Origin of the sequence: Mycobacterium sp. URHB0044 (assembly GCF_000620625.1) — a bacterium.
Classification (GTDB): Bacteria; Actinomycetota; Actinomycetes; order Mycobacteriales; family Mycobacteriaceae; genus Mycobacterium.
Genome location: NZ_JIAW01000004.1, coordinates 1 through 21,772, shown reverse-complemented (window position 1 = coordinate 21,772; position 21,772 = coordinate 1). Strand labels below are relative to the sequence as shown.

The 21,772-nt window shown below is 64.9% G+C and carries 15 protein-coding genes; 7 read left to right on the top strand and 8 right to left on the bottom strand.

Annotation, left to right across the window (positions count from 1 at the left end):
• The first annotated feature begins 331 nt into the window (after nt 1-331).
• Nucleotides 332-574, top strand: a complete 243-nt coding sequence (locus N536_RS41380) for a hypothetical protein (RefSeq protein WP_155948524.1) — start codon at nt 332-334, stop codon at nt 572-574.
• A 44-nt stretch (nt 575-618) separates the two neighbouring features.
• Here N536_RS41380 and N536_RS0109350 read toward each other — a convergent pair whose 3' ends face one another.
• Complete coding sequence (locus N536_RS0109350) at nt 619-1,641, bottom strand: polyprenyl synthetase family protein (protein ID WP_029113373.1); 1,023 nt, start codon at nt 1,639-1,641, stop codon at nt 619-621.
• 364 nt (nt 1,642-2,005) lie between these two features.
• Here N536_RS0109350 and N536_RS37885 point away from each other — a divergent pair, with 364 nt between their 5' ends.
• Genes N536_RS37885 through N536_RS37875 form a run of 3 tightly spaced genes read left to right on the top strand, consistent with a single transcriptional unit; the run spans nt 2,006 to nt 5,728 of the window.
• Nucleotides 2,006-4,249, top strand: a complete 2,244-nt coding sequence (locus N536_RS37885; protein ID WP_051574367.1) for an MMPL family transporter — start codon at nt 2,006-2,008, stop codon at nt 4,247-4,249.
• Nucleotides 4,250-4,280: 31 nt separating this feature from the next.
• Complete coding sequence (locus N536_RS37880; RefSeq protein ID WP_197040101.1) at nt 4,281-5,276, top strand: polyprenyl synthetase family protein; 996 nt, start codon at nt 4,281-4,283, stop codon at nt 5,274-5,276.
• Complete coding sequence (locus N536_RS37875; protein ID WP_051574365.1) at nt 5,273-5,728, top strand: nuclear transport factor 2 family protein; 456 nt, start codon at nt 5,273-5,275, stop codon at nt 5,726-5,728. The genes N536_RS37880 and N536_RS37875 overlap by 4 nt, the downstream gene beginning before the upstream one ends.
• Here N536_RS37875 and N536_RS0109330 read toward each other — a convergent pair.
• The 5 genes from N536_RS0109330 to N536_RS40675 all read right to left on the bottom strand — a co-directional run bounded on the left by N536_RS0109330 (nt 5,725) and on the right by N536_RS40675 (nt 11,883).
• Nucleotides 5,725-6,447 carry a hypothetical protein gene (locus tag N536_RS0109330; protein ID WP_197040100.1) on the bottom strand — a complete coding sequence of 241 codons (723 nt, stop codon included), beginning with the start codon at nt 6,445-6,447 and terminating at the stop codon, nt 5,725-5,727. The two genes, N536_RS37875 and N536_RS0109330, sit on opposite strands and share 4 nt — an antisense overlap.
• 161 nt (nt 6,448-6,608) lie before the next feature.
• Nucleotides 6,609-7,802: a cytochrome P450 gene (locus N536_RS37870; protein WP_081809128.1), complete on the bottom strand. Its 1,194-nt coding sequence runs from the start codon at nt 7,800-7,802 to the stop codon at nt 6,609-6,611.
• A gap of 4 nt (nt 7,803-7,806) precedes the next feature.
• Nucleotides 7,807-10,467 (bottom strand): PEP/pyruvate-binding domain-containing protein, encoded by a 2,661-nt coding sequence (locus tag N536_RS0109320; RefSeq protein ID WP_197040099.1) that lies wholly within the window; start codon nt 10,465-10,467, stop codon nt 7,807-7,809.
• A complete protein-coding gene (locus N536_RS37865; protein ID WP_051574363.1) occupies nt 10,467-11,090 on the bottom strand; it encodes an isoprenylcysteine carboxylmethyltransferase family protein in 624 nt (207 codons plus the stop codon). Before N536_RS37865 ends, N536_RS0109320 begins: the two co-directional genes overlap by 1 nt.
• Before the next feature lie 25 nt (nt 11,091-11,115).
• Nucleotides 11,116-11,883, bottom strand: coding sequence for a hypothetical protein (locus tag N536_RS40675; RefSeq protein ID WP_029113370.1), 768 nt, complete (start codon nt 11,881-11,883; stop codon nt 11,116-11,118).
• A 573-nt stretch (nt 11,884-12,456) separates the two neighbouring features.
• Between N536_RS40675 and N536_RS0109305 the strand changes: the two genes are divergently transcribed.
• The 3 genes from N536_RS0109305 (at nt 12,457) to N536_RS0109295 (ending at nt 15,472) form a co-directional block, all read left to right on the top strand.
• Nucleotides 12,457-12,705: a hypothetical protein gene (locus tag N536_RS0109305; protein ID WP_155948522.1), complete on the top strand. Its 249-nt coding sequence runs from the start codon at nt 12,457-12,459 to the stop codon at nt 12,703-12,705.
• A gap of 52 nt (nt 12,706-12,757) precedes the next feature.
• On the top strand, nt 12,758-13,999 hold the full coding sequence (locus tag N536_RS0109300) for an acyltransferase domain-containing protein (RefSeq protein WP_197040098.1): 1,242 nt from the start codon (nt 12,758-12,760) through the stop codon (nt 13,997-13,999).
• Between the two features lie 336 nt (nt 14,000-14,335).
• The gene (locus N536_RS0109295; RefSeq protein WP_029113367.1) at nt 14,336-15,472 is read left to right on the top strand and encodes a hypothetical protein; all 1,137 of its coding nucleotides are present in this window, start codon (nt 14,336-14,338) and stop codon (nt 15,470-15,472) included.
• A gap of 94 nt (nt 15,473-15,566) precedes the next feature.
• On the opposite strand, the gene N536_RS0109290 is transcribed toward N536_RS0109295, so the two are convergent.
• On the bottom strand, nt 15,567-18,743 hold the full coding sequence (locus tag N536_RS0109290) for an adenylate/guanylate cyclase domain-containing protein (protein ID WP_029113366.1): 3,177 nt from the start codon (nt 18,741-18,743) through the stop codon (nt 15,567-15,569).
• A partial coding sequence (locus tag N536_RS37855; RefSeq protein ID WP_036435914.1) for an AAA family ATPase occupies nt 18,740-21,772 on the bottom strand: 3,033 nt, incomplete at its 5' end. The genes N536_RS0109290 and N536_RS37855, both read right to left, overlap by 4 nt.

Sequence of the window (21,772 nt, the reverse complement as noted above, 5' to 3'; positions counted from 1 at the left end):
AGGCCATCGCCGCCCGGACGGCGCGACTCGGGGTGCTCGGGCCGAGCCGGTCCAGCAGGGCGAAGCTGCCGAAGGCGGGAGCCAGCAGGCGGAGCATCACCGCCCGGGTCAGTTCTTGGCGGTCGCGGGTGCCATACACTGCCAGTTCGCCGTTGCGTAAGTCGTTGGCCAATTGGGCCGTGACGCCGACGCATCCGGCCAGCTCAGTAAGATCGGCCTCCGCACAGGCATCTTCGGTGACCAGTGAGCAGGCGTAGAGCACCACCCGCCCCAGCACGCCCTCGCCGTATGCGGTCCGCGACAGCGGCGAATCGAGGTTGTGGGCCATCACGTGTCCGACATCGACCAGCATTCGGCCGATCCGCTTGCGGCCCTCGATGGGCAGCGCCAACAGCAGCGCCCGCACATCGCGAACGGCGATCGCCTGCAGCGGCGGTGGCGGCGTTTCGGTGTCGCCTGTCAGGTAGTCCACGGCAGCCACGACGGCGCAGCGAGCCCGCCAACGGTCACTCAAGTCTTCGTAGGCGCTGAGCATCCGGCACGCCAGCAGGGCGGCGGTGACTTCGGCCCGTAGGTCCGCAGGAAGGAAACAGGCCAAGATGCCGAGCCGCCCCGCGTTCATCGGGAGACCACCCGCGCCAACAGTTCGCGCAAGTGCTCACGCGCTGGGGAGGGCGGGAACACGTCCATGGCCCAGCAGGCCTTCTCGGCGGCGCGGACGGCGACGGACCGGGCAGCGCGGGTGGCCCCGCTGTGCACCAGCTCGGCCTGCAAGTCGGCACTGGAAGTCAGCCCGGAGAGCCACATTTCACGAGAACCAGGTCGCATGGCCAGCCATTCGATCACCGGCCAGGTCGGTACCCGGCGGTCAAGGTCGCCGCCGGCCTCCTTGCCCAGTGACGGGCCGCCCTCGACGTCGCGGACGTCATCCATGATCTGAAAGGCGAGGGTGAGTTGGTCTGCGTACCGCATCAGGGCGGACAGCCGTTCGTGGTCGAGTCCACCCGCAGTGCCGCCGTACGAGCAGGCCAGCCGGAGCAAAGTGCCGGTCTTCGCGCCGGCAACGAGTTCATAATGCCGGCGCAGGACGGCGTCATCGAGCGCGGGCGGCAGACTCTCGATGATCTGGCCGGCGGAGAGGTCGGAGATCCGATCGAGAAATGTGACACCCGAGATCTCACCGAGCCGCGCGAACGCCGCCGGGTTGTCGGCCAACACTCGCGCGAGCAGCTGTAAAGCCTTGCTGACCAAGTGAAATCCCGCCCGGGCGGCGCTGCGAACGCCGAACGCAGCGGCTACGGACGGCGCATCGCGCCGCAAGAGCGATCCGTCACAGATGTCGTCGTGCACGAGCGACGCCTCGTGGAACATCTCCATCGCACAGGCCACGTCGACGGCGTCGCGTAGCGGCACCGCGGCGGCCGAGGGCAACAGACGGGCGCAGGCCAGCGCCATCCCGGCCCGGATCCGTTTACCGGGCACGGCCAAGATGTGGCGGTAGATGGCGTCGAAACTGCCACCGCTGACAAGGACTTCGTACAGCCGATCGGCGACCAGGGGCAATTGATCGGATGGACGGGTCAGCAAAGGTGGGTCGACGCTGAGGGCGTCGGAGGCGACGGATGTGCTTGCCTCACCCATCATCGTCCCTTCCGCGGTGTCTCGGCGAAACGACTGCCACCGGATCCGGTATTTCGCTCCACAACGGAAATCCTGGCTGCCCCGTGTTGCGACGAGTGCAGTAGCGCGCCACTGCAATCTCGGCTGGTATCAGGCGTTACCACTTTGGTCATGGTCTTGAGCTGGCACACCCGTCGCAGCAGGCGCCCATCACAGCGGCCGCCCCTCGCGGAACAGATGGTCGGCGCCGCGCCGGAACCGGCTGAATTGCAGTGGTGCACTACTGCTGCCGTCACGCCCACGGAGAGCGACGGTGTTACGGGGAAGACTTCCCGACGTGCGGTCGCCGTCAACCACTCCGACCGCTGACGCAGGAGAGACCACGATGCTAGACCGGCTGGCACGACTTGCCGTGGCAAGACCGAAGACGGTTCTCGCCGCCACTTTGGTGCTCGTGGTCGCCGCACTTGGGTATGGGTCGGGCATCGGCGAGCGGCTGTCAGGCGGCGGCTTCTATAGCGTTTCTTCCGAATCGCAGCGGGCCGCTGCCATGCTCGAACAGCGGTTTCACGTCGGCAAACCGAACCTGGTGATTCTCGCGACCGACACCGGCGGCGGGTCTGTCGACGATCCTGGCGCGGTTGCGGCCGGCGAGGGTCTTACTCAAGAGCTTGCCGCCACTCCTGGTATCACGACGGTCAGCTCGTTCTGGGGTCCAGACCGGTCCGAATTGCTGCGTAGCGATGACGGGACGAAGGCTCTGATCGTGGCGCACGTCGAAGGCGATGAGCGCGAGTTTGCGGCGGCGGCCAAACATCTCATCGCTACTTACCGTGACACCGAACGCGGTCCGCTGAAGCTGGAACTCGGCGGTGAGGCGGTCAGCTACAACGATGTGACGGATCAGCTCAACCACGACTTGGGGATCAGCGAAGCAATCGCGATGCCGATAATCCTGGTGCTGATGACACTGGTGTTCGGCAGTCTCGTGGCAGCCGGCTTGCCGCTCCTAATCGGTGTGCTTTCGATCGTGGGTTCACTCGGCCTTCTCGCGTTGTTATCGGATGTCACCCCGGTGTCCAACTATGCGCTCAACGTGACGACGATCGTCGGTCTGGCTCTGGCCATCGACTACAGCCTTCTCGTGCTGACCAGGTTCCGTGAAGAACGGACTCGAGCCCAGTCCCTCGATGATGCGATCATCGAGTCGGTTCGAACCGCCGGCCGCACGGTCGTATTCTCTGCCACCACGGTGACGCTGTCGGTGCTGGCTCTGCTTGCCTTCCCGATGATGTTCCTGCGGTCGATCGCCTATGCGTGTGTCGGTGTGATACTTCTCGCGACGGTGTGCGCGCTTGTCGTCATGCCCGCCCTGTTGCGCCTTCTGGGTTCCCGAATCGATTCGCTCAACGTGCGCCGGGTGATTCCGCAGCTGTTTGGGCGTCACGCGCCGGCTGAAGCGCGGGCTAAGGAAGACGGGTTCTGGTTCCGCAGTTCACGGCTGGTCATGCGGAGGCCGGTCGTGATGGGGGGCGCGGTTCTGGTTTTGGCTCTGGTGCTTGCGGCACCTTTCGGTGCCATCCGCTTGAACTTTCCGGATGACCGGTCGCTGCCGGCGACGATTGAAAGCCGAAGTGTCGGCGACGTGATCCGCTCCGAATTCCCGGCACAAGCGACCGCTGCGATGGATGTGCTCCTCGACAGTTCCGCGAGTGCGGATCAGCTGGACGGGTACGCCGGGGCGCTATCACGGTTGCCGCATGTCGTGGCCGTAAAGCTCGGAATGACAAGCTATGTCGACGGACAACGGATAGGCGAAGGGCCGGTGCCCGACGTGAATGGCGCCTATCTACGGCTGATCCCAGACGTCGATCCCTACAGCGATGCGGCCAACCTGCTGCTTGATCAGGTACGCGGAACACCAGCTCCAGGTACCGCGCATGTCGGCGGACTCACTGCAGAGAACGCCGATACCAAAGATGCGTTGTTCGACCGAGTTCCGTTGGCCGTGGCGCTGATGGTGCTGGCGATGTTCAGCGTGCTGTTCGTGTTCACCCGAAGCGTGGTACTGCCGATTAAGGCGTTGCTGCTCAACGTAGTCAGCCTGTCTGCGACTCTCGGCGCGATGGTGTTCATCTTTCAGGAGGGTCACCTCAAGTGGCTGGTCGGAGATTTCGCTGTCACCGGGACACTGCCGGCACCGGTCCCGATCCTCATCATTTGCCTCGCGTTCGGGCTGTCCATGGACTACGAAGTGTTCCTGTTGTCGCGCATCGCTGAGGAGTATCGCGCGCACGGCGACACGAACCTGGCGGTGATGTGCGGGCTGCAACGCGTTGGCCCCGTCGTCACTGCGGCGGCACTGATCATGTCAGTCGTGTTCATCGCCATGGCCACATCTGCGGTGTCGTTCGTCAAGTTGCTTGGCGTCGGGTTGACGCTAGCAATCCTGTTCGACGCCACACTCATTCGCGCGATCCTCATGCCCGCCGCGATGAGACTGATGGGTCGGGCGAACTGGTGGGCGCCTCACTGGCGACGGCGTCCCGCGCATCTGCTCGTGAATGGGGCTCGTCATCGGGATCAATTGACCGTGCGCCAATTGACTGCGCAATTGGCAGCGAATTGACATGCGCGCGCTACGACGGGATGCGTTCGAAATGACCGCGCAGCAGCGCGCGCTGGCGGAGGTGGCAACGCAAGCGTCGGCGATAACCGAACGGCTGTTGGCCAGCGATTCAACCGGCGATCACGCAATGGGGACCTTTGTCGACACATTCTTCGCCATGATTCCGTTGGACGGCTCCGCGCCCAGCATCAACGGCATCGTCATGCTGCCCGTGCTCGTGTTCGGCGCCGAGACCGCTGCACCGATGCGCGCCACACCCATAGCGCTGATTCACACACTGTGGTGGGCGGCGGCGCGGTACCTGGACGACATGATCGACTCTCCGCGACTCGCGCAGTCCGATCCAGCGGAATTCAACCGCGGGGTGATGACCGCAATTGCGGTGGGAAATTATCTGCCGCTCAGAATCTTTGGCGACCTCTCTGTATCCGATGCCGCTCGCTTTCGGATGGTCACCGAGTACGGCAACGGATGTATCGACGCACTAAGCGGACAGCTGACCGACCTGGTTCTCCACGCGGAGACCGCAACTCTCGACGACGTGCTGCGCAACTACGAGAACAAGACGGGCGCGCCCTACGGGATGTCCACCGCGCTCGCCGCGCAGCTCGCGGAGTGCGATACCGACCGGGTCGATGCCTGGCGCTCGTTCGGCAGGGCGCTCGGAGTGCTTCGTCAACTGGTCAACGACCAGCGCGACCTGGTTACCGAGCGCGACGAGGACCTGCGAAACGGCACTGCGACCTATCTGCTCGTTCATCTTCTAGGCACTGTGTCAACTGCCCGGCGTGCGGAATTGATCGGCCTTCACCGGCAAGCGCGCACTTCGGAGGAGGCGCGGGCCGAACTGAAGCGAGCGATGTTGGCGGCGGACATCGTTTCCAGCTACGCGGAGACGATCCAGCCCATCGTCCGTGCCGCTCGCGACACGCTCGCATCGCTCGGCGGTGACCCGCAGTGTGTCACTGAGCTGGCCGGGATCATCGACGAGACGATTTCCTACTTTCCGCAGTTTGAACTCCGGTGACACGAGGACCCACGAGTACCGACGAATGGATCAGCGCTCTCGAGGCGGGGTGGCGAGATAGGGATCCAAATGCGATCGCCGGCCTCTTTACCGACGATGCGTACTACCATCGCGGCCCGTTCGGTGAACCGCACCGCGGACGGGACGCGATTCGCGCACATTGGGTCGAGACCTTGTCCAGACAAGTCGAGCCGCGAATCTGGTTCGGCGGTGCGATCGAGTCCGCGGACTGCGCCGCGGTGGAATTCTGGTGCGTTCTTCATGATCCCGCGACGCGCGAACCGCGGACCGCATCCGGCTGCCTCACGCTCCGGTTCGGACCGGACGGACGCTGCTCGGTCCTGCACGAGTATTGGCACGCTGAGTTGAACGTGGGAATCGATCCGGCAGAGGATTGGTTCTCGCCGCGCGCCGAGGGGCGGGGCACTGTTCGCGCGGGATACCGAAGCTAACCGAACGCTCCGACGACGGCGAAGGCGACCAGCGTGCCGAGTAGGCCGAGAGTTGATACCGCTGCCGGCCATCGGTTGTCCTTATGGCTGAGGTACTTGATGCCGATTCCGGTGACACCGATCGCAGGCAACGCAACGAATGCCTTGGCGAGCGGCGAAACAGGCGCAGCGATCGCGAACAGCGCGACGGCGAGCGGCCCGGTGCCGATCGTCAGCAGCAAAGTCGCATGGTAGCCAATCGAATTGACGTAGCTTCGTTCGCCTGGTGCGGGCCGGCGGACAAGCTTCTTTCCGAACTCGACCTGGCCGGCGCACAGTGTGAGGATCAGAATTCCCAGCCCGCCAACGACTGCGGTCGGCGCATCGGCGCGGATGTTGGCGAACGTTGCGAGCAGGTACACATACAGCAGAAGTTGAACCGGAAAGCTGACAAGCAAATTCAGAACGAGGTTGTCGCCGCGGGTGGCCGGGAATCGCTGCCCGACAGCCGTCAGCGCCCCGGTGTAGAGAAGCTGCACGACGATGATGAAGAGTCCGCTGGGGAAGGACAGATTCGCAACGACGATGACCGTCACGCATAGGGCGCACAAAGTGGACAGATCACGTTGCGCAACTGCGCCGGACGCCAGCGGGCGCTGTGGGTTGGCAATCCGGTCGTAGTCGCTGTCACGGATGTCGTCGACGACACGCATGATCAGCAAATCGGCGAACAAGGTCACGGCGACTATCCCCAACATCGGTATCGCGCGAGCAGGAATCCGTTCCCCAGCGAGCGCGGCGAATAGACCGATGCCTCCGACGCCGAACGTCAAGACGTACACGCTCGATAGAACGGGTGGGTACCGGTTGAGTACAAAGTTCGCGATGCCAACCGCAGCAGTCATGGTCCGCCTCCTTGCCACATCACCGGCAGGCTCGATACTCCCCGGGTGAACATCCCCGTGCGCCAGTCGATCTCGGACGCAATCCCAAGAGTTAGCCCGCTCAGTCGGGACAGCACGGTTTCCAGCCCAACTTGCAGTTCAAGACGAGCGAAAGCCATTCCGATGCACTGGTGTCGACCGTGGCCGAATGCGAGATGCGGGTTCGGACTGCGGTGAGGGCAGAACTCATCAGCGTCGGGGAACACATCGCGATCGCGGTTGGCGACATCGAGTATGGGCACGACGATTTCGCCCTTCGAAATCAGACGGTCGCGCAGCTTCACGTCAGCGGTTGCGATGTGCGGACGCCCCGCCGTACCACCGATCGTGCCGCCGAACCAAACCCACCGCAGCAGCTCTTCGACCACGCAAGGAATCTGCTCGGGACATTGGCGCAGCGAATCCGCCAGTCCGGGCCGCTGAAGTACCTCAATGAGACTCAATGCGAGGTGACTGGCGGTCGTCTCTGCGCCCGACATGAGCAGCCCCATGGCGAGCGTGACGATCTCTGCGTGGGTCAATCTGTTTGAGGATTCGTCCTGTACGAGGGCATCGATCAGCCCACCCGTTGCCGTCTGGCTACGCGATCGACTGACTCGACTTTCGAAGTAGTCGTGCAAGTCGCGGTTTGCCTTGGTGACCTCGTCGCGTTGGTAGTGGCCAGCTGACCAAGCGACCGTCATTCGCGGCACCAGAAATGGCAGATCGGCGGTGTCCAGACCAAGGAGGCTCATGTGCACGAGGTTCGGAAGAGGCTGGCAGAAATGCGTGAAGATGTCGGCCGGTGGCCCCGCCGCGAGCAGGTCGTCGAGAAGTTGGTCGGCGACGCGGCCGATGAGCGGCCGAGCCATCTGCGCCCGTCGCTTCGTAAACCATCCTTGAACGGCCTGGCGTCGACGTGTGTGGATTGGCGGATCCGAAGTGACCAGTGCCAGAGGCAGATCGGCGCCCGCGCCAACGGAAGGCACGTGAAAGTGTGCCCTACTGAACCGGTCGTCACTCAACACTGTTCGTACGTCGCACTGCCGAGTTACCGCAATCGCCGCCGTGCCGTCAGCCAACGTGATGTCGAGGGTCGGTTCAGTGCGAAACAGATCGACATGATGTTGCGGGAGCGAAGTACGCGGACAGCTCTCCAGCGGCAATTGCATGATGTCACCGCGGTCTCTGCGAGTGCGGGCGGAGGATGCGGACGGTTCCCGACCTACCGTCGATCTCGACCTCGTCGCCGTCGGATATCTTAGAGGTCGCGCCAGCAACCGCTACTACGGTCGGGATACCGAGCATCCGTCCTGTTATTGCGGTGTGGGAGACCATGCTGCCGCGCTCGACGACGATTCCCCTTGCGTTGAGCATCAGTGGTAGCCATCCAGGATCGGTTTCGCGGGCGATCAGGATCCGCCCAGCGCAGTCAGTCGGCGGAACATCCGGTCGCAGCACCAATTTCGCGCGACCACGGGCGATACCGGCGCTGGATGGAAGGCCGGTCAGCTCGGTGTTGGAGTCTGCGGTCGCCGATGTGGCAGCACTGCGACGAAGGTCGGCGGCAGCAATCGGCGGCGGGCCAGTTGTGAGATTGGCTGCGAGGTCGGGCCGATCACACGATCGTAGGTAGGCATCCCTTCGGGTCCGTGCCAGGACGCGAAGATCGGAATGTGTGGAGGTGCCGTCGAAGGCCCCCAATAATTCCTCAGCCTCAAGATGAACGTAGTCCTCTGGCGAGTCCAGGCACCCGGCAGCGGCCAGGTCAGACCCAAGTCGACGCATGACCTCCCGCGAGAATCCGTATAGCTGGGTGCGGCAGAACCGGGTGTCCTCGCGAGCTTTGACCAGGAACCTACCCACCCGCAGCGCGGCGCGAAGAACAGCGCATCTCCATCGTGACGGGCAGATGCGGTGTAATTCGTCGAGTGCGGCTGCGGCCGCGGCCGATTCCTGGAGCCGCGTCTGCTGCATTGTCGCTCCCGCCGCAACGAACGGCCGCACGGCGTCGATGACCATCTCAGGTCTCTGCCGTGGCGTCGGCTCCTCGATCTTGAGGTCGTGCATGGCGCGATCGCCGAATTTCGTGATGTGCGTGAGGGCATCCGACTCCAGTTTGCCGCCGTAGGCCCCTCTTGCGATACGGTCCCAGGTATCGCGTGCGTCGGCAGTCAGCACTCGCGCCGACAACGCGGGGTTCGCATTTATCTGCTCGGCGAGCGCCACCGTTGAGTGCACCGACTGCAACGTTCGGTTCGGCGGCCCTCCAGGCAACAGGACAGTGAGGTCCACCTCGGGGGAGTCGGCCCACCGCTGCACCAGGACGCTCGCTGCGACATAGCCGACCAGGGCGAGATAGCCAGCTAGAATCGGTATGCCCCAGCGTGATTCGACTTCTGACCACACTCGTCGGTACGTCTCGATTACTTCTTCAACCGGCTTTTGGGCCAGTTCTGTCCCGAGGATGTGCTGGGCATCCCACCAGGACAAGAATTTCCGCAATTTGCGGGGAAAACCTATGGCCGCCGATATCAGTCGCGGTGAACGCCCGATGATACGTGTGACGGAATGGCGGTCGAGCGCATGGCGCGGGTTGGTATTTCGTTCCGCGAGCCCCAACGACCGCTCCCACATCGGACGAAGCAAGTCCCATCCGGGGAGCTGGCTGTGCAGTGCGTACCACGCGTCAAGGCGGTAGTAGGCCCGGCCGTCGAGGTATCCGATCATGCGACGAAGTTGGTGCTCCCCGCTCCGCAGCTGGCTCTCTGGGACTCCGACGATGCGATAGAAGTCGCGGAAACTCGCGCGGTAGAAGACTCGTGCGTGCGAGTACGTCATCGCGGTCGTCACGCCCGGAAAACTCTCGGTCAGATTGTGATTGGTCCATTCGATCGTGGTCGCCGCCGTTTGGGGCGACGTGGCGGGCCGTGCCTGCACCAGGTGAATCGCTGAGTCGGCGGTGACGACGCCCTCTACGTCCTGGGGTCCGGACAACAGCCGCTCGGTGGTCTCCGCCAGCGCTGCGATCTGACTGATCTGCCCATCGGAGAGCACCGGTAGGTCGGCGAGTTCATCCGGTACGTGATATTCGGCAACGCCACCGCCCGGTGCTCGGCGGAGCATTCTCTTCTTGTGAGAGATGAGCCGCCCGATCCCGCCCGCGCGTACGAAAAAGTGGTCGATGTCCGCACGTTCGGCTACCGCACCTTCTCCGATGCCGTAGACCGCAGCGACCACGGTTTCTCTGGCGCCGGTGACAGGATCGTGGGTGAACGCGACAAACGACCGCTCGCCATCCATCATCTGCTGAATTCCGACGCAGATGCTGAGGGCTCGTGGGTCGATTCCTCGCCGCGCGCGGTAGAGTACCGATCTGACGTTGAAAAGCGATGCGGTGCAGGACGAAACGGCATCGATGAGCGCGTCCGCACCAACGTACAGGTAACTATCTGTGAGGCCCGCGAACGGGTCGGCGGCGTCATCTTCGCCCGGCTGTGCGTGCCGGCCGACCACACATGCTCGGACTGCGACGTCGGGTGAGCCAAGGGCGGCGTATCTGTTCCGGATCTCGATTTCCGTCTCCGGCATTAGGCGCATGCGTTCGGTAGCGCTGTGAGCCGCCTCAGCCCAGGCCGTCAATTTCTCGACACTGGCCCCCACACCAGGAAAGATGCCAACCACATCGGCGATGGCTGTCCACGGAGTTTCTCTGACGACGCAGAAGAATGGCGGAACGGGAACTCCGGCAGCACGTAACTGTTGTTGACGGGCGAACTTGTGCCCAACCACGCTGGCGTCAGCCAGTTCTGCAGACGCGTCGATGATCTTGATCATCACCACACCCCCGGCACAATCCGGCATCGTGTGTTGGCGAAGGCGCGATAGTGGGGTGACTCAGTGAGGATGTCTTCTTCGACTTTGATGCGCCAGAGAACCGCGGCGACAAGGAAAGTCAGTGCCGCGATACTCGCAGGACTCGGAAAATAGCCGACAAAACCGATGTTGGCGAGCAACATCCCGGCGTACGCCGGGTGGCGCAGCACCCTATACGGCCCGGATGAAATGACGCCACCCTCGGCGATCCGCACCACTCGGTGCGAATATTGGACGCCGAATTCGCGAATCGCCCAGGCACGTAACGTCACACCAGCAACGAAGATCCCCGCCAGCACGATACCGAACTTGTCGGGCATCACGGGCGCGGAGTACGCGGCCGTAAGAGCCGTCGTGACTCGCGCTACCGCGTATGGAACGAGGGTGCGAGTCTCCGCGGCCGACTGTGTTGGTGTCCCGACAGTGATTCGCGCTTCGGAAAGCACCCACACCAGATATGCGGCGACGAAAGCCGCCGCAGCGGGGCGCCCGCCGCCAAGGTGTACCGCGACCGCAAAGGTCAGGCCGATAGCGGTCAGTGCCAACAGAGTACGAAGAACGTACATGGCGACTCGATCGGTCATTACCAGCCTCCATCGAGTCGAGGGTCTAGCCCGCGCGCAATTGCGCATACTCGACTTCGTCGACGCACCGACTCGCGATGACGATCGAGCCGACTTTGATCGCTCGATCGCCTACTGCGTGCACGTCGATGTGGAGTTTGCGCGTCTGTTCTGGCGGAGTCGGCTGCCACGACAACGCCCGCGTCATGTGGCCCTGCGGCACCGCAGTGGGCACGTCTGCGGTGAGCCCGACGAATATCATCTTCGCCCCCATCGGTTGCTGACCCCATAAGTGAAGAATCGCGATGACGAACTGGCGGGCGGCTTCGATGATCGAGGCGACCGCGCTAGCCCGCGGCGGTATTCCGGCGATGGCGGCCTGCTCGTGTACGCGGACCCATACGCGTCCGGCGTCGACTGTGAGCGGGCCGACTGCGATATTTCCGGGGTCGGCCCGGTGCACCAGTTCACTCGGGATCGAGCCGTTCCCAAATGCTGGCACCTGGGCAAGCTCCGCTGGCAACGCGGTCTCGCGTCGGCCCAGCAGTCCCGTCGCGATACTGCGGCCGGTCTGGATGACTTCGATCCGGCTGGTTCCGCCGACCTCCCGGGTGGCAGTCACCTCGACCGGGGCCCCGAGCTCACAGAACTTGGCGAAGGTGAGGCGGAAGGTTACGTTTTCGGGCTCGAGCATCGAATCATGCTCTGCCAGTTCAAGGATGGCTGCCACGAGCAGCATGCCGGGCACGTGGTCGAGCGGATGATCGAAGAAGATGGGGTCGCCGAGGTCAACACGCGCAAATCCGCGCGACATACCTAGGTCCGGCTCACCGTCCGCGATGTCAATCGTGCGTCCAGGAACCACCCGAGGCGCAATCGGGGGGACTAGATGCATCGTTGGCTCCTTCGCTCGTTGCCGGTGTTGTCTCTAACGATGAGAATCTTCACGCGCACTCGGTTGGACGAGCGCAGTAGTGCCCTACTGCAATTGCGAGGGTTTCGCGAGGCGCTACTCATGGACTGCCTGCTCCGTTGAGGCCCGGCGGATTGCAGTGGCGCGCTACTGCGCTCGCCACACCGGAGGCGAGTGACGATTCCAGTCGTGGAACCTCGACCGAGGGCTGCCATCTGATTCGCGATGACATGGAGGTACGACGATGGTCAACGCAAAGCCCATCGATGGCGTTGGGGCATCGGCTGCCGCGCTCGGGGAGTTTCGGTATGCCGCCACGCAGATGGGTCTAGCGATTCGCGACACAACGCTCGTGGTGATTGCCTTGTTGCGGCAGTGCGGGTTTCGATGGCGTCGCCGACCGTGAACCTGTGTGCTGCCGGCGCCACGGAGTCCCGCGGGAACTGAAGCCGACACCGTGGCCATCCTTCCGCCATGACAGAGAAAGGGAACGACGATGAGTACCGCAAGATTCGACGGACTCGGGGCAGGGTGATGACGATGATCGCTCCACATACGACCGGCCACGCCCGGGCCAAGGACGGCACCCTGCTCCGCGTCGACTGCGAGCGCGGCATCGGCTGGGTCGCCAGACACTACGACCTGGATTTGCGCGTCATTCAGCAGGTCAGAGGTTCCGATGACGAAGTGCACCGCGCGGCGGCGCGGTGGGAATTGCGCTAAGGAGAGCCGTGACGTTTCACGTGTGGTGCGGAGTCACCCGGAGTTTGCGACCGTGAACCCGGCTCCCAAGCGTCACTCGGCCATGCCGTGGGTGTTGTCCGCGAAGTCGGCGTCTGCATTCGCTGAGCAGGCGGCCCGGTTGCAGCGGTTCGTCGAGCAGCGCACCGAGGTGGATCCGACGGATGTCGGCTACTCGTTGCTCGCCACCCGGGCGTCTTTCGAACACCACGCCGCGGCGGTCGGGACCGACCGTGACGAGCTGTTGAGCGGGTTGGCAGCGATCGCCTCCGGCACGTCCGCACCCAATGTCGTGACTGGAAGGGCCGCTGCCACAGGCCGAACTGTCTTCGTGTTCCCTGGCGAGGGAACGCAGTTGACGGGCATGGCGGCAGAACTGTTGGACACCGCGCCGGCGTTCGCCTCTCAGATGCGACTCTGCGACGCCGCGTTGGCCGAGTTCGTCGAGTGGTCACTGCTCGAGGTCGTGCGTGGTGGCGCGGGTTCTCCCGGCCTCGACGGGGCCGACGTGGTGCAGCCCGTGCTGTTCGCGGTGATGGTGTCGCTGGCCATCCAGTGGCGGGCTCTGGGGATCGAGCCGGATGCCGTCCTCGGCCATTCGTACGGCGAGATCGCCGCAGCGTACTTCGCAGGCGCCCTCTCGTTGCGAGATGCCGCGAAGGTCGTCACGCTGCGCAGCAAGGCGATCAGCGCGATCGCAGGAACGGGTGGCATGGCTTCGATCGCGTGGCCCGTTGAACGGGTTCACGCTCTCATCGAACCATGGGGTAGATCGATTTCCGTTGCCGCGCACAACGGTCCGTCGTCGACCGTCGTCACCGGGAACGCAGCGGCATTGGACGATCTGATGGCGGCGTGTGAGCGGGGTGACGTTCCTGCCACGCGGATTCCCGTCGACTACGCCTCACATTCTGCGGACGTCGAGGAATTGCGGGAGACGTTGCGCGAGTCGTTGTCTGGGCTGCGGCCGCGAACCGGCGACATCGCATTCATCTCGGCGGTCACCGGCGCCGGTCTGGACACGTCGGTCCTCGACGGCGACTACTGGTTCGCCAACGTGCGGCAACCGGTGTTATTCGAGCACAGTGTCCGATGGTCCTACGATCATGGTTATCGGACGTTCGTCGAATCCAGTCCACATCCGGTGCTGACCGTCGGCATCCAGGAATCGTTGGAGTACTACGGGGACGATCACAGCGTGATTGGCACGTTGAACGCAACGAAGGTGGCTGGCACCGATTCCTGCTGTCGGCCGCCGAGGCAAACGAAGAATTGACCGTACCGACGGCAGCGCCGATCCCTTCGGCTGTCGGCGACTCGTCTGACCGCGACGTCAGCGGTTCCGAACGCACATGATCTAGCGCCAGCCTGTCCCGGGCAGCGTCCGGGAATTGCTTGTTGACGCGCATCAAGGGTTTCGTGTCTTGACCATCAGATACTTGGGCCAAGCTAGTTCTTGACTCCGCGGTTCTCGAACAGAGTAGCGAGCCAGATTGCAGTGGCGCGCTACTGCGCTCGTCGCGACGCAGAGGAGTGACGATTGCCCCTGCGGAACGTGACACCTCAATCGGTGACGATCGTTTCGCCAGGACATCGGGGAGGGAACGACACAATGGATATCGCAAACTATTCGGTCGCATCGGAGCGCTGCGCAAGGGCGGCGTCGTGGCCGACTGTTCGCCGTCAACTGGCCGCGGGTGGCGCCGTCGCCAGTGCCGCCATTCTCGCGCTTGGCCTCGTGGTGGCACCGCCCGACGTTCGTGGCGCGCGAACCGAAGTTCGTCAGGTACAACTCAGCGCGTTGACGCTATCGCCGCCGGCACTCTTGGGTGCGCTCGAGAGATTCATTGACAGTCGTGTCCACGCCGTCGTACCAGCTGCCCAAGCGGTCGCCGGCGGCGCGGACATCCCTGCGCCGGTCGTGAAGACCCCAACCGCGGACGTGACGACTGCGTCCACATTCGACGCGGCGACGGACCCGGCGCCAAATCCTCGAAGAGTGGATGCCGCCGCTGTGGCCCCGACCACCGCTGCCCTCGCGATACCAGCGCCGCTGCTGGCTCTGATACCACAGCCGATATTGGCCATCGTCGGGATTGCCCTCTTGTTCGGTCCGATAATCGTGCTCGTCATCCTCGCGTGCCCGCCATGTGCGCTCTTCAATTTCCTCAGCTTCACGATCCCGAGTCTCTTCATTCCGTTCGCACCGCTGTCCGCGGTTGCTGAGGTATCTGCCGCGTCCGTCGAAGCAGACGCCACCGCCGCTACGTTGCCCAGCGACCCAGATCTGAGCAATTCCGAACCAGGCAGCGATCCCGCAGCAGGGCCCGCGTCACGGACCCGCAAGATCGGGAAGGCAGATGCTCCCGCGCCGACGATGTCAGCGGAACCCGCATCCGAAAACGACGAGTCGTCGACGGATACGGTGACGCCGACGAAGGACCTCACCGAAACCGCCAAGCCTGACGAACAGTCGACGGGACCGACAGCTGGGAGTGCACCCGAGTCTTCGGCCAACGACTCCGCACCGGAGCCGACGAAGCCGACCCCACGGCGGCTGACTCCTCGCGCGGTGGTGCACGATTCGCTCGAAGTGGGGGAGCATCCTCGTGACCTTCCGCACCATGCCAAGGGTGGCCATCCGACCAGCGGAACAGCCGATGCCGGAGCGGCGACGGCCGGAGACGCCGCGCCAGCCGGCAAGACCTCGGGCACTCAATCACCCCGCGGAGACTCCGACGATTCCTGAATAACCGAGCCCGATTCAACGTCAGCCTTGGAGGGGGAGGCTGGCGTTGAATCGTTTCCGCCGCGCGATGATTCGCCTTCGCAGGGCGAGGAGACTATTCAACAGCCTCGATCATCGCCTCGGACAAGGCAATGTGGCCCTCGAAGCCGAGCGATTCGGCCCGCGCACGATAGCGACTCACCAAGTCCCGGTAGGCGATGTCGTCGCCGCGGCTCCGCGCAAGTAGTGCACGCAGTCGGAGCAGTGTTACCTCGCGGATCGCCGAACCATCGGCTGGTACATTCGCCAACCAGTCCACCGCCCGTTGGGCTTCGGCCACGTCGCCCTCGGCGCCACGTCCCAGCAGCGTCTCCACGAGAACGCCCGTGCCCCAACCGGCGAAACCGAGCCGCCCTGCGTCGCACAGCAAGTCGACGGCCTCCCGCATCACCGCAATCGCAGCGTCTCTGTCACCTCGCCACGCTTGCTCCCGGGCGACCCACAAGTCGGCGACCGGGACCAAGAAGGGACCGTGCTCGCGCAAGGTGTCGCGGACATGCACCATGACCTCGAGGCCGCGGTGACGGTCAGAAGCGTCGTCCCGACACAACAGCGCGGCCGCCAACGCCTGCTCCGCCAATGACAGGGCGTGATCATTGCCGGCCCGTTGGGCGATCAGCACGGCCTCCTCGCTCGCGCGCACCGCCGACTCATCGGCTCGGAGCACGCCATTCTGTATCGCCGCACCGTAGGCCCAGGCGACGACGAAGGCGACGGTTGTCGGGTCACCGTTTTGGGCCATCGCGACGGCGCCGTGGAGGTCTTCGCGCCATCCGGGACGCCCCAGTGACCACCGCGCAGTGCCGCGACATGTCAACGCGAACGCCAGGGGAGACCCCACACCGAAGCCAGCCCCTTTGACGGGATCACCGTCCGCGAGGTCGACGACGGTCTGCGACCACCGCAACATCTCGCCGAACTCACCGGTATCCGCCCAATTGACGAACGCCATCACCGACAACGCCATGGTCGGGGTGGGATCGTCGATCGACTCGAGCAGCGCCATCTGTTCAGATGCCAGCCGTGAACCCTCAGGCGAACGGCCTGTGTACACGAGCTCGGTGACCAGTCCGGTCATGCCGATGGCCAGCGAGATCTTGTCCCCGGCAGCGCTGGTCAGCTCCCGCAACTCGGCGAAGCGGCGACCGCTTTCCTGAACTGCTCGGGAGTAGAAGTCGGTGGCGCACAGCATGGTTCGGGGGGCGATGCGCATCGACAGCTGGTCGGGGCTGTCGTCGGGAAGTTGGTCGGCGATACGTTGTGCCCGTTCCCAGCTGAGTCGGGCGGCGCCGAGATCGCGGTTGCTCGACCATGCAGCGGCACGCATGTGCCAGCCATAGGCGGCATGCAGCTCGCCGGCAGACTCGAGATGTTCCGCGATCAGTGCTGCGTTCTCCTCCAGCGCGCTGGCCTTGCACTCTTGGATCGCGGTGGCCAGACGCCGATGCCATTGGGCCCGATCGGCTTTCAGCTGTGATCCGTATGCCACCGCGCGGATCAAGGGGTGTCGGAAGGCGTATTCGGCAGCCGGGGTGAATCGCACCTGATCGATGAGGTCCGCGGTGAGCAGCTCGTCGACCACCGGATCGATGCCAAGCGCTGAGAGCAGCTCCGCCTCGAAGCGGGCGCCGATCACCGACGCCGCGTTGAACGTCTGCCTGGCTGGGGTGGTCAGCCGGTCGATGCGCGCCGCGATGGCCGCCTCCGCCGTGGCCGGCACGGCGACGTCGGCAATCTCCGTGCGACAGACGTAGTCGCCGTGTTCACCGATTAGCACGCCGCGCTGGGCCAGCTCGCGCACCATCTCCTCGGCGAAGAACGGATTCCCCGCGGCGCGTTCTGCGATGATCGCCGCCAGCTCGCCGACCGAGGGATCCCACCCCAGCAGCTCGCCCAGCAATGCCGTGGTGTCCGAATCTCCCAGCGGGGCAAGCGCTATCGTCTGCGCGCCGGGCGCTCGCGTCAGCGGTCCTTCGTATTCCGGGCGGGAGCTAATCAGCACCATCGTCGGGCTGCGCGGAATGACGGTGAGCAAGTCGGCCAGCAGCGACTCGCTGACCGCATCGATCCAGTGCGCATCCTCGACAATGAACAGCGCCGGTTTGGTACGCATCAACGAGGTGGTGTTGATCAGCGCGGTCAACCGGCGGCGGCGGGCATCCGGGTCGATCTGGGGGAGCGGCACGTCGGGGTCGGCGATGCCGAGCAGATCGTCCAGCAGCAGCACGTCCTGTGGGTCGGCGTCGGGCACTCGAACCCGCACGTGCGCGCGAGCAGCTTGGTCGTCGAGGTCCGCGACGCCGGTTTCCGCGCGGAGCAGCTGGGCCACGACGAGGAAGGCGATTTCACGTGTGTGCGACTCGCAGAACGTCCAGAACACCTCGACTCCGCGATCTGCCGCCAGTGTCGCCGTCTCTCGGGCCGCCCGGCTCTTGCCAATGCCAGGCGGTCCAACCACGTTCACGACGCCGCCGCGGCCATGCGTGGTGCGGTCCACCAGTGCGTCGAGGGCGGCCATCTCCCACCGCCGACCGATCAGGCCCGCCTCGGCGCGCACAACCTGACCATCTCGCGGCCTGATGTCGATCAGCCGCTGGGCACGTACCGGTTTCTCGGATCCCTTGACGTGCACCCACTCCGGCTCCGCCAGCACTGCGCGGTGTTCGACCAGCCGCGCGGTCGACTCGGACAGCATCACCCCGCCCGGCGGCGCCGCCGATTCCATCCGCTGGGCAAAACCGACGTGCTCGCCGGTCGCGGCGTACCCCAGGGACCCCGAGCCGATGTCGCCTGCGATCACCCGGCCCGAATTCAGGCCCACCCGCACTCGAAGATCGACACCGTCTCGGTTTGCTACTTGGGCCGCCAGCCGGTCCGTCTCCTGTTGGATGGCCAGCGCGGCCAGGCAGGCTCGAAAAGCGTGGTCCTCCAACGCGGCTGGCGCTCCGAAGATGGCCATCACTCCGTCGCCGTTGTACTCGGCCCTTCCGCCGTAGCGCTGCACCACTGCTGCCGAACGCTTCACCAGCTCGGTCATGATCTCGCGCAACCGCTCCACGTCGAGGGCTGCCGCCATGTTCATCGACTGCACCACATCGGCGAACAGCAACGTCACCTGCTTGTACTCGGGCGCCTCACCGGAAAGCCCAGTAGCGGCACCACATTCGTCGCAGAAGTTGGCGTTCTCTCGTAGCCCCGTCCCGCAGGAAGCGCACACCACGGCCGTCGTCATCGGCCTAGCTCCCTCATCTCTTCGGCCCAGGCCAGGTGTCCTTCGAAGCCAAGCGACTCGGCCATCGTGCGATATCGATTCACCAAGTCCCCGTAGCCGCGGTCGTCGCCGCTGGCCCGCGCCAACAGGCAGCGCAGCCTAAGCAACGTGATCTCGAGCATCGCCGAACCGGGATCGCTTGGCACATCGGCCAACCGGCCGATCAGCCCTTCGGCTTCTGCGAGGTCCCCTTCGGCGCCACGTTCCAACAGCGTCTCCACCAGGACGCCGGTGCCCCATACCCCGAAGAAGAGCCGGCCTTCCTGGTGCAGCTCGTCGACGCCCCGGCGCATCACTTCGATGGACGCGGCGCGTTCGCCGCGCCTGGCCTTCTCTCGGGCAGTCCACACCTCGGTGACCGAGACCAGGTTGGGCATGCGCTCGCGTCGAAACTGGCGGCGCTCCACCATGATCTCCAGCCCGCGGTGGCGGTCGGCGTCGGATTCCCGACTCAGAAGTGTTCCCCCCAACCCGTATTCGGCCACAGACAGTGCGACGTCGTTACTGGTTGCCTCAGCCAGCTGCAACGCCTCCTCGACCATGCGCGTCGCGGAGTCATCTGCTCGAAGAACCCCGAACTGCGTCGCGAAACCGTAGGTCCAGCAGACGACGGCGCCGAGGGTTGCCGGGGTGCTGTTCCGTGCCATCGCGACGGCGTCGTCGAGATCAAGGCGCCACCCGGGACGGCCCTGCCACCACCGGGCAACGCCTCGAAATGCCAACGCAATCGCGAGCGGTGATCCCACACCGAAGCCCGCGCCCATGGCCGGATCGCCCTCGGCAAGGTCGATGACGGTCTGCGACCATCGCAGGAGCTCGCCGAATTCGCCGGCATCCCCCCAAGTGATGAACGCCATCATCGCCAATCCCACGGTCAAGCTGGGATCACCGATCGACTCGAGCAACGCCATCTGTTCGGACGCCAGCCGCGACCCCTCACGCGAACGCCCGGCGAACATGAGCTCGGCTATCACCCCGGTCATGCCGACGGCCAGCGAGACCTTGTCGCCGGCGGCGCTGCACAACTCGCGCAGCTCGGCGAAGCGGCGCTGGCTGTCCTGGACCGTTCGGGCTTGCCAGTCGGTGGTACACAGCATGGTGCGGGGGGCTATGCGCAACGACAATTGGTCGGGATCGTCGTCGGGTAGCCGGTCGGCGATCCGGCTCGCCCGCTCCCAGCTGACCCGCGCCGCGCCGGTGTCGCGGTTCGTTGACCTCGCGCCGGCGCGCATGTGCCAGCCAAATGCCGCGCGCAGCTCGCCCGCTGATTCGAGGTGTTCGGCGATGAGCGCCGCGTTCTCCTCCACTGACCCCGGGTCCCGCTCTTGAATGGCGGCGGCCAGCCGACGGTGCAATTCGGCGCGGTCGGCTTTCAGCTGCGCTTCGTAGGTCACCGCGCGAATCAGCGGATGCCGGAAGGCGTACTCGGCGCTTGGCGTGAACCGCACGTGATCGATCAGCTCTGCATGTAGCAGTTCGTCGAACACGCCATCAAATCCCAAGGCCGCGAGGAGGTCCGCGCCGAAGCGGACGCCGATTACCGACGCCGCGTTCAACGTCCGCCTGGCTGGGGCGGACAGGAGGTCGATGCGCGCCTCGATGGCTGCCTGCACCGTGGCTGGCACGTCGACGTCGGTGGGATCGGCCGCAGACAGGTAGTCGCCGTGCTCACCTACCAGCACCCCACGATGCGCCAACTCCCGCACCATCTCCTCGGCGAAGAACGGGTTCCCGGCCGCACGCTGGGCGATGATCGCTGCCAGTTCGGACACCGAGGGGTCCGACCCGAGCAGCTCGTCCAGCATCGCGCTGGTGTCCGAATCAACCAGTGGCGCAAGCGCAATCGTTTGCGCGCCGTTCACCCGCGTCAACTCTCCGTCGTACTCGGGGCGCGACGTGATCAACACCATCGACGGCGTGCGCGGAATCACCGTGAGGAACTCGGCAAGCATCGACTCGCTGACCGAATCGACCCAGTGGGCGTCCTCGACGACGAACAACGCCGGTTCGGTGCGTGCCAGCCACACGGTGTTGATCAATGCGGTCAACCGCCGCCGTCGCGCATCGGGGTCGATGGCGGGCAGCGCGACGTCGGGGTCGGAGATGCCGAAGAGATCATCGAGTAGCAACAGATCCTCTGTCTCGGCACCGGGAATCAGCTGGCGTACCTCGGCGCGGGCGGCGTCGGCGTCGTGGTCGGCTATGCCCGTGACCGCGCGCAACAGCTGCCTCACGGCATAGAAGGGGACGTCGCTCGCATGCGATTCGCAGAAGGTCCAAAACACCTCGACCCCCCGGCTGACCGCCAGCGCGGCGGCCTCGCGGGCCGCCCGGCTCTTGCCGATGCCGGCGGGTCCCACTACGTTCACGACGCCACCGCGGCCCCCGATCGCCCGATCGACGATGGCGTCGAGCACGGCCATCTCCCAGTGCCTACCCACCAGGCTCGCTTCCGCGCGCCCGACTACGCCATCCCGCGGATCGATCCCCACCAGCCGGCGGGCGCGCACCGGTTCGTCGGCCCCCTTGATGCGGACCCACTCCGGTTCAGCCAGCACGGCGAGGTGTTCGACCAGCCGTGCGGTCGACTCGGACAGCATCACCCCGCCAGGGGGCGCCACGGATTCCATCCGCTGGGCGAACCCGACCGGCTCGCCGGTCGCGGCGTACCCCAGCGACCCAGAGCCCATGTCACCGGCGATCACCCGGCCCGAATTCAGGCCCACCCGCACTTGGAGGTCGATGCCATCGCGGCGCGCCACCTCGGCCGCCAACCGGTTCGCCTCCTGCTGGATCGCCAGGGCGGCCAGACATCCCCGAAAGGCGTGATCCTCCAACGCCGTTGGGGCGCCGAACAGAGCCATCACCCCATCGCCGGTGTACTCCACGGTCCCGCCGTAGCGGGTTATCACCGCGGCCGAACGCTCCACGACTTCGGTCATGACCTCGCGCAACCGCTCGATGTCCAAGGCAGCCGCGACGTCCATCGA

Excerpts from the sequence above, each read along its gene's own strand:
- N536_RS0109305 (WP_155948522.1), top strand. The coding sequence starts at position 12,457 with ATGACAGAGAAAGGGAACGACGATGAGTACCGCAAGATTCGACGGACT.
- N536_RS0109320 (WP_197040099.1), bottom strand. The coding sequence starts at position 10,467 with ATGATCAAGATCATCGACGCGTCTGCAGAACTGGCTGACGCCAGCGTG.
- N536_RS37880 (WP_197040101.1), top strand. The coding sequence starts at position 4,281 with ATGACCGCGCAGCAGCGCGCGCTGGCGGAGGTGGCAACGCAAGCGTCG.
- N536_RS0109290 (WP_029113366.1), bottom strand. The coding sequence starts at position 18,743 with ATGACGACGGCCGTGGTGTGCGCTTCCTGCGGGACGGGGCTACGAGAG.
- N536_RS37865 (WP_051574363.1), bottom strand. The coding sequence starts at position 11,090 with ATGACCGATCGAGTCGCCATGTACGTTCTTCGTACTCTGTTGGCACTG.
- N536_RS37885 (WP_051574367.1), top strand. The coding sequence starts at position 2,006 with ATGCTAGACCGGCTGGCACGACTTGCCGTGGCAAGACCGAAGACGGTT.
- N536_RS0109350 (WP_029113373.1), bottom strand. The coding sequence starts at position 1,641 with ATGGGTGAGGCAAGCACATCCGTCGCCTCCGACGCCCTCAGCGTCGAC.
- N536_RS37870 (WP_081809128.1), bottom strand. The coding sequence starts at position 7,802 with ATGCAATTGCCGCTGGAGAGCTGTCCGCGTACTTCGCTCCCGCAACAT.
- N536_RS40675 (WP_029113370.1), bottom strand. The coding sequence starts at position 11,883 with ATGTCGCGCGGATTTGCGCGTGTTGACCTCGGCGACCCCATCTTCTTC.
- N536_RS0109295 (WP_029113367.1), top strand. The coding sequence starts at position 14,336 with ATGGATATCGCAAACTATTCGGTCGCATCGGAGCGCTGCGCAAGGGCG.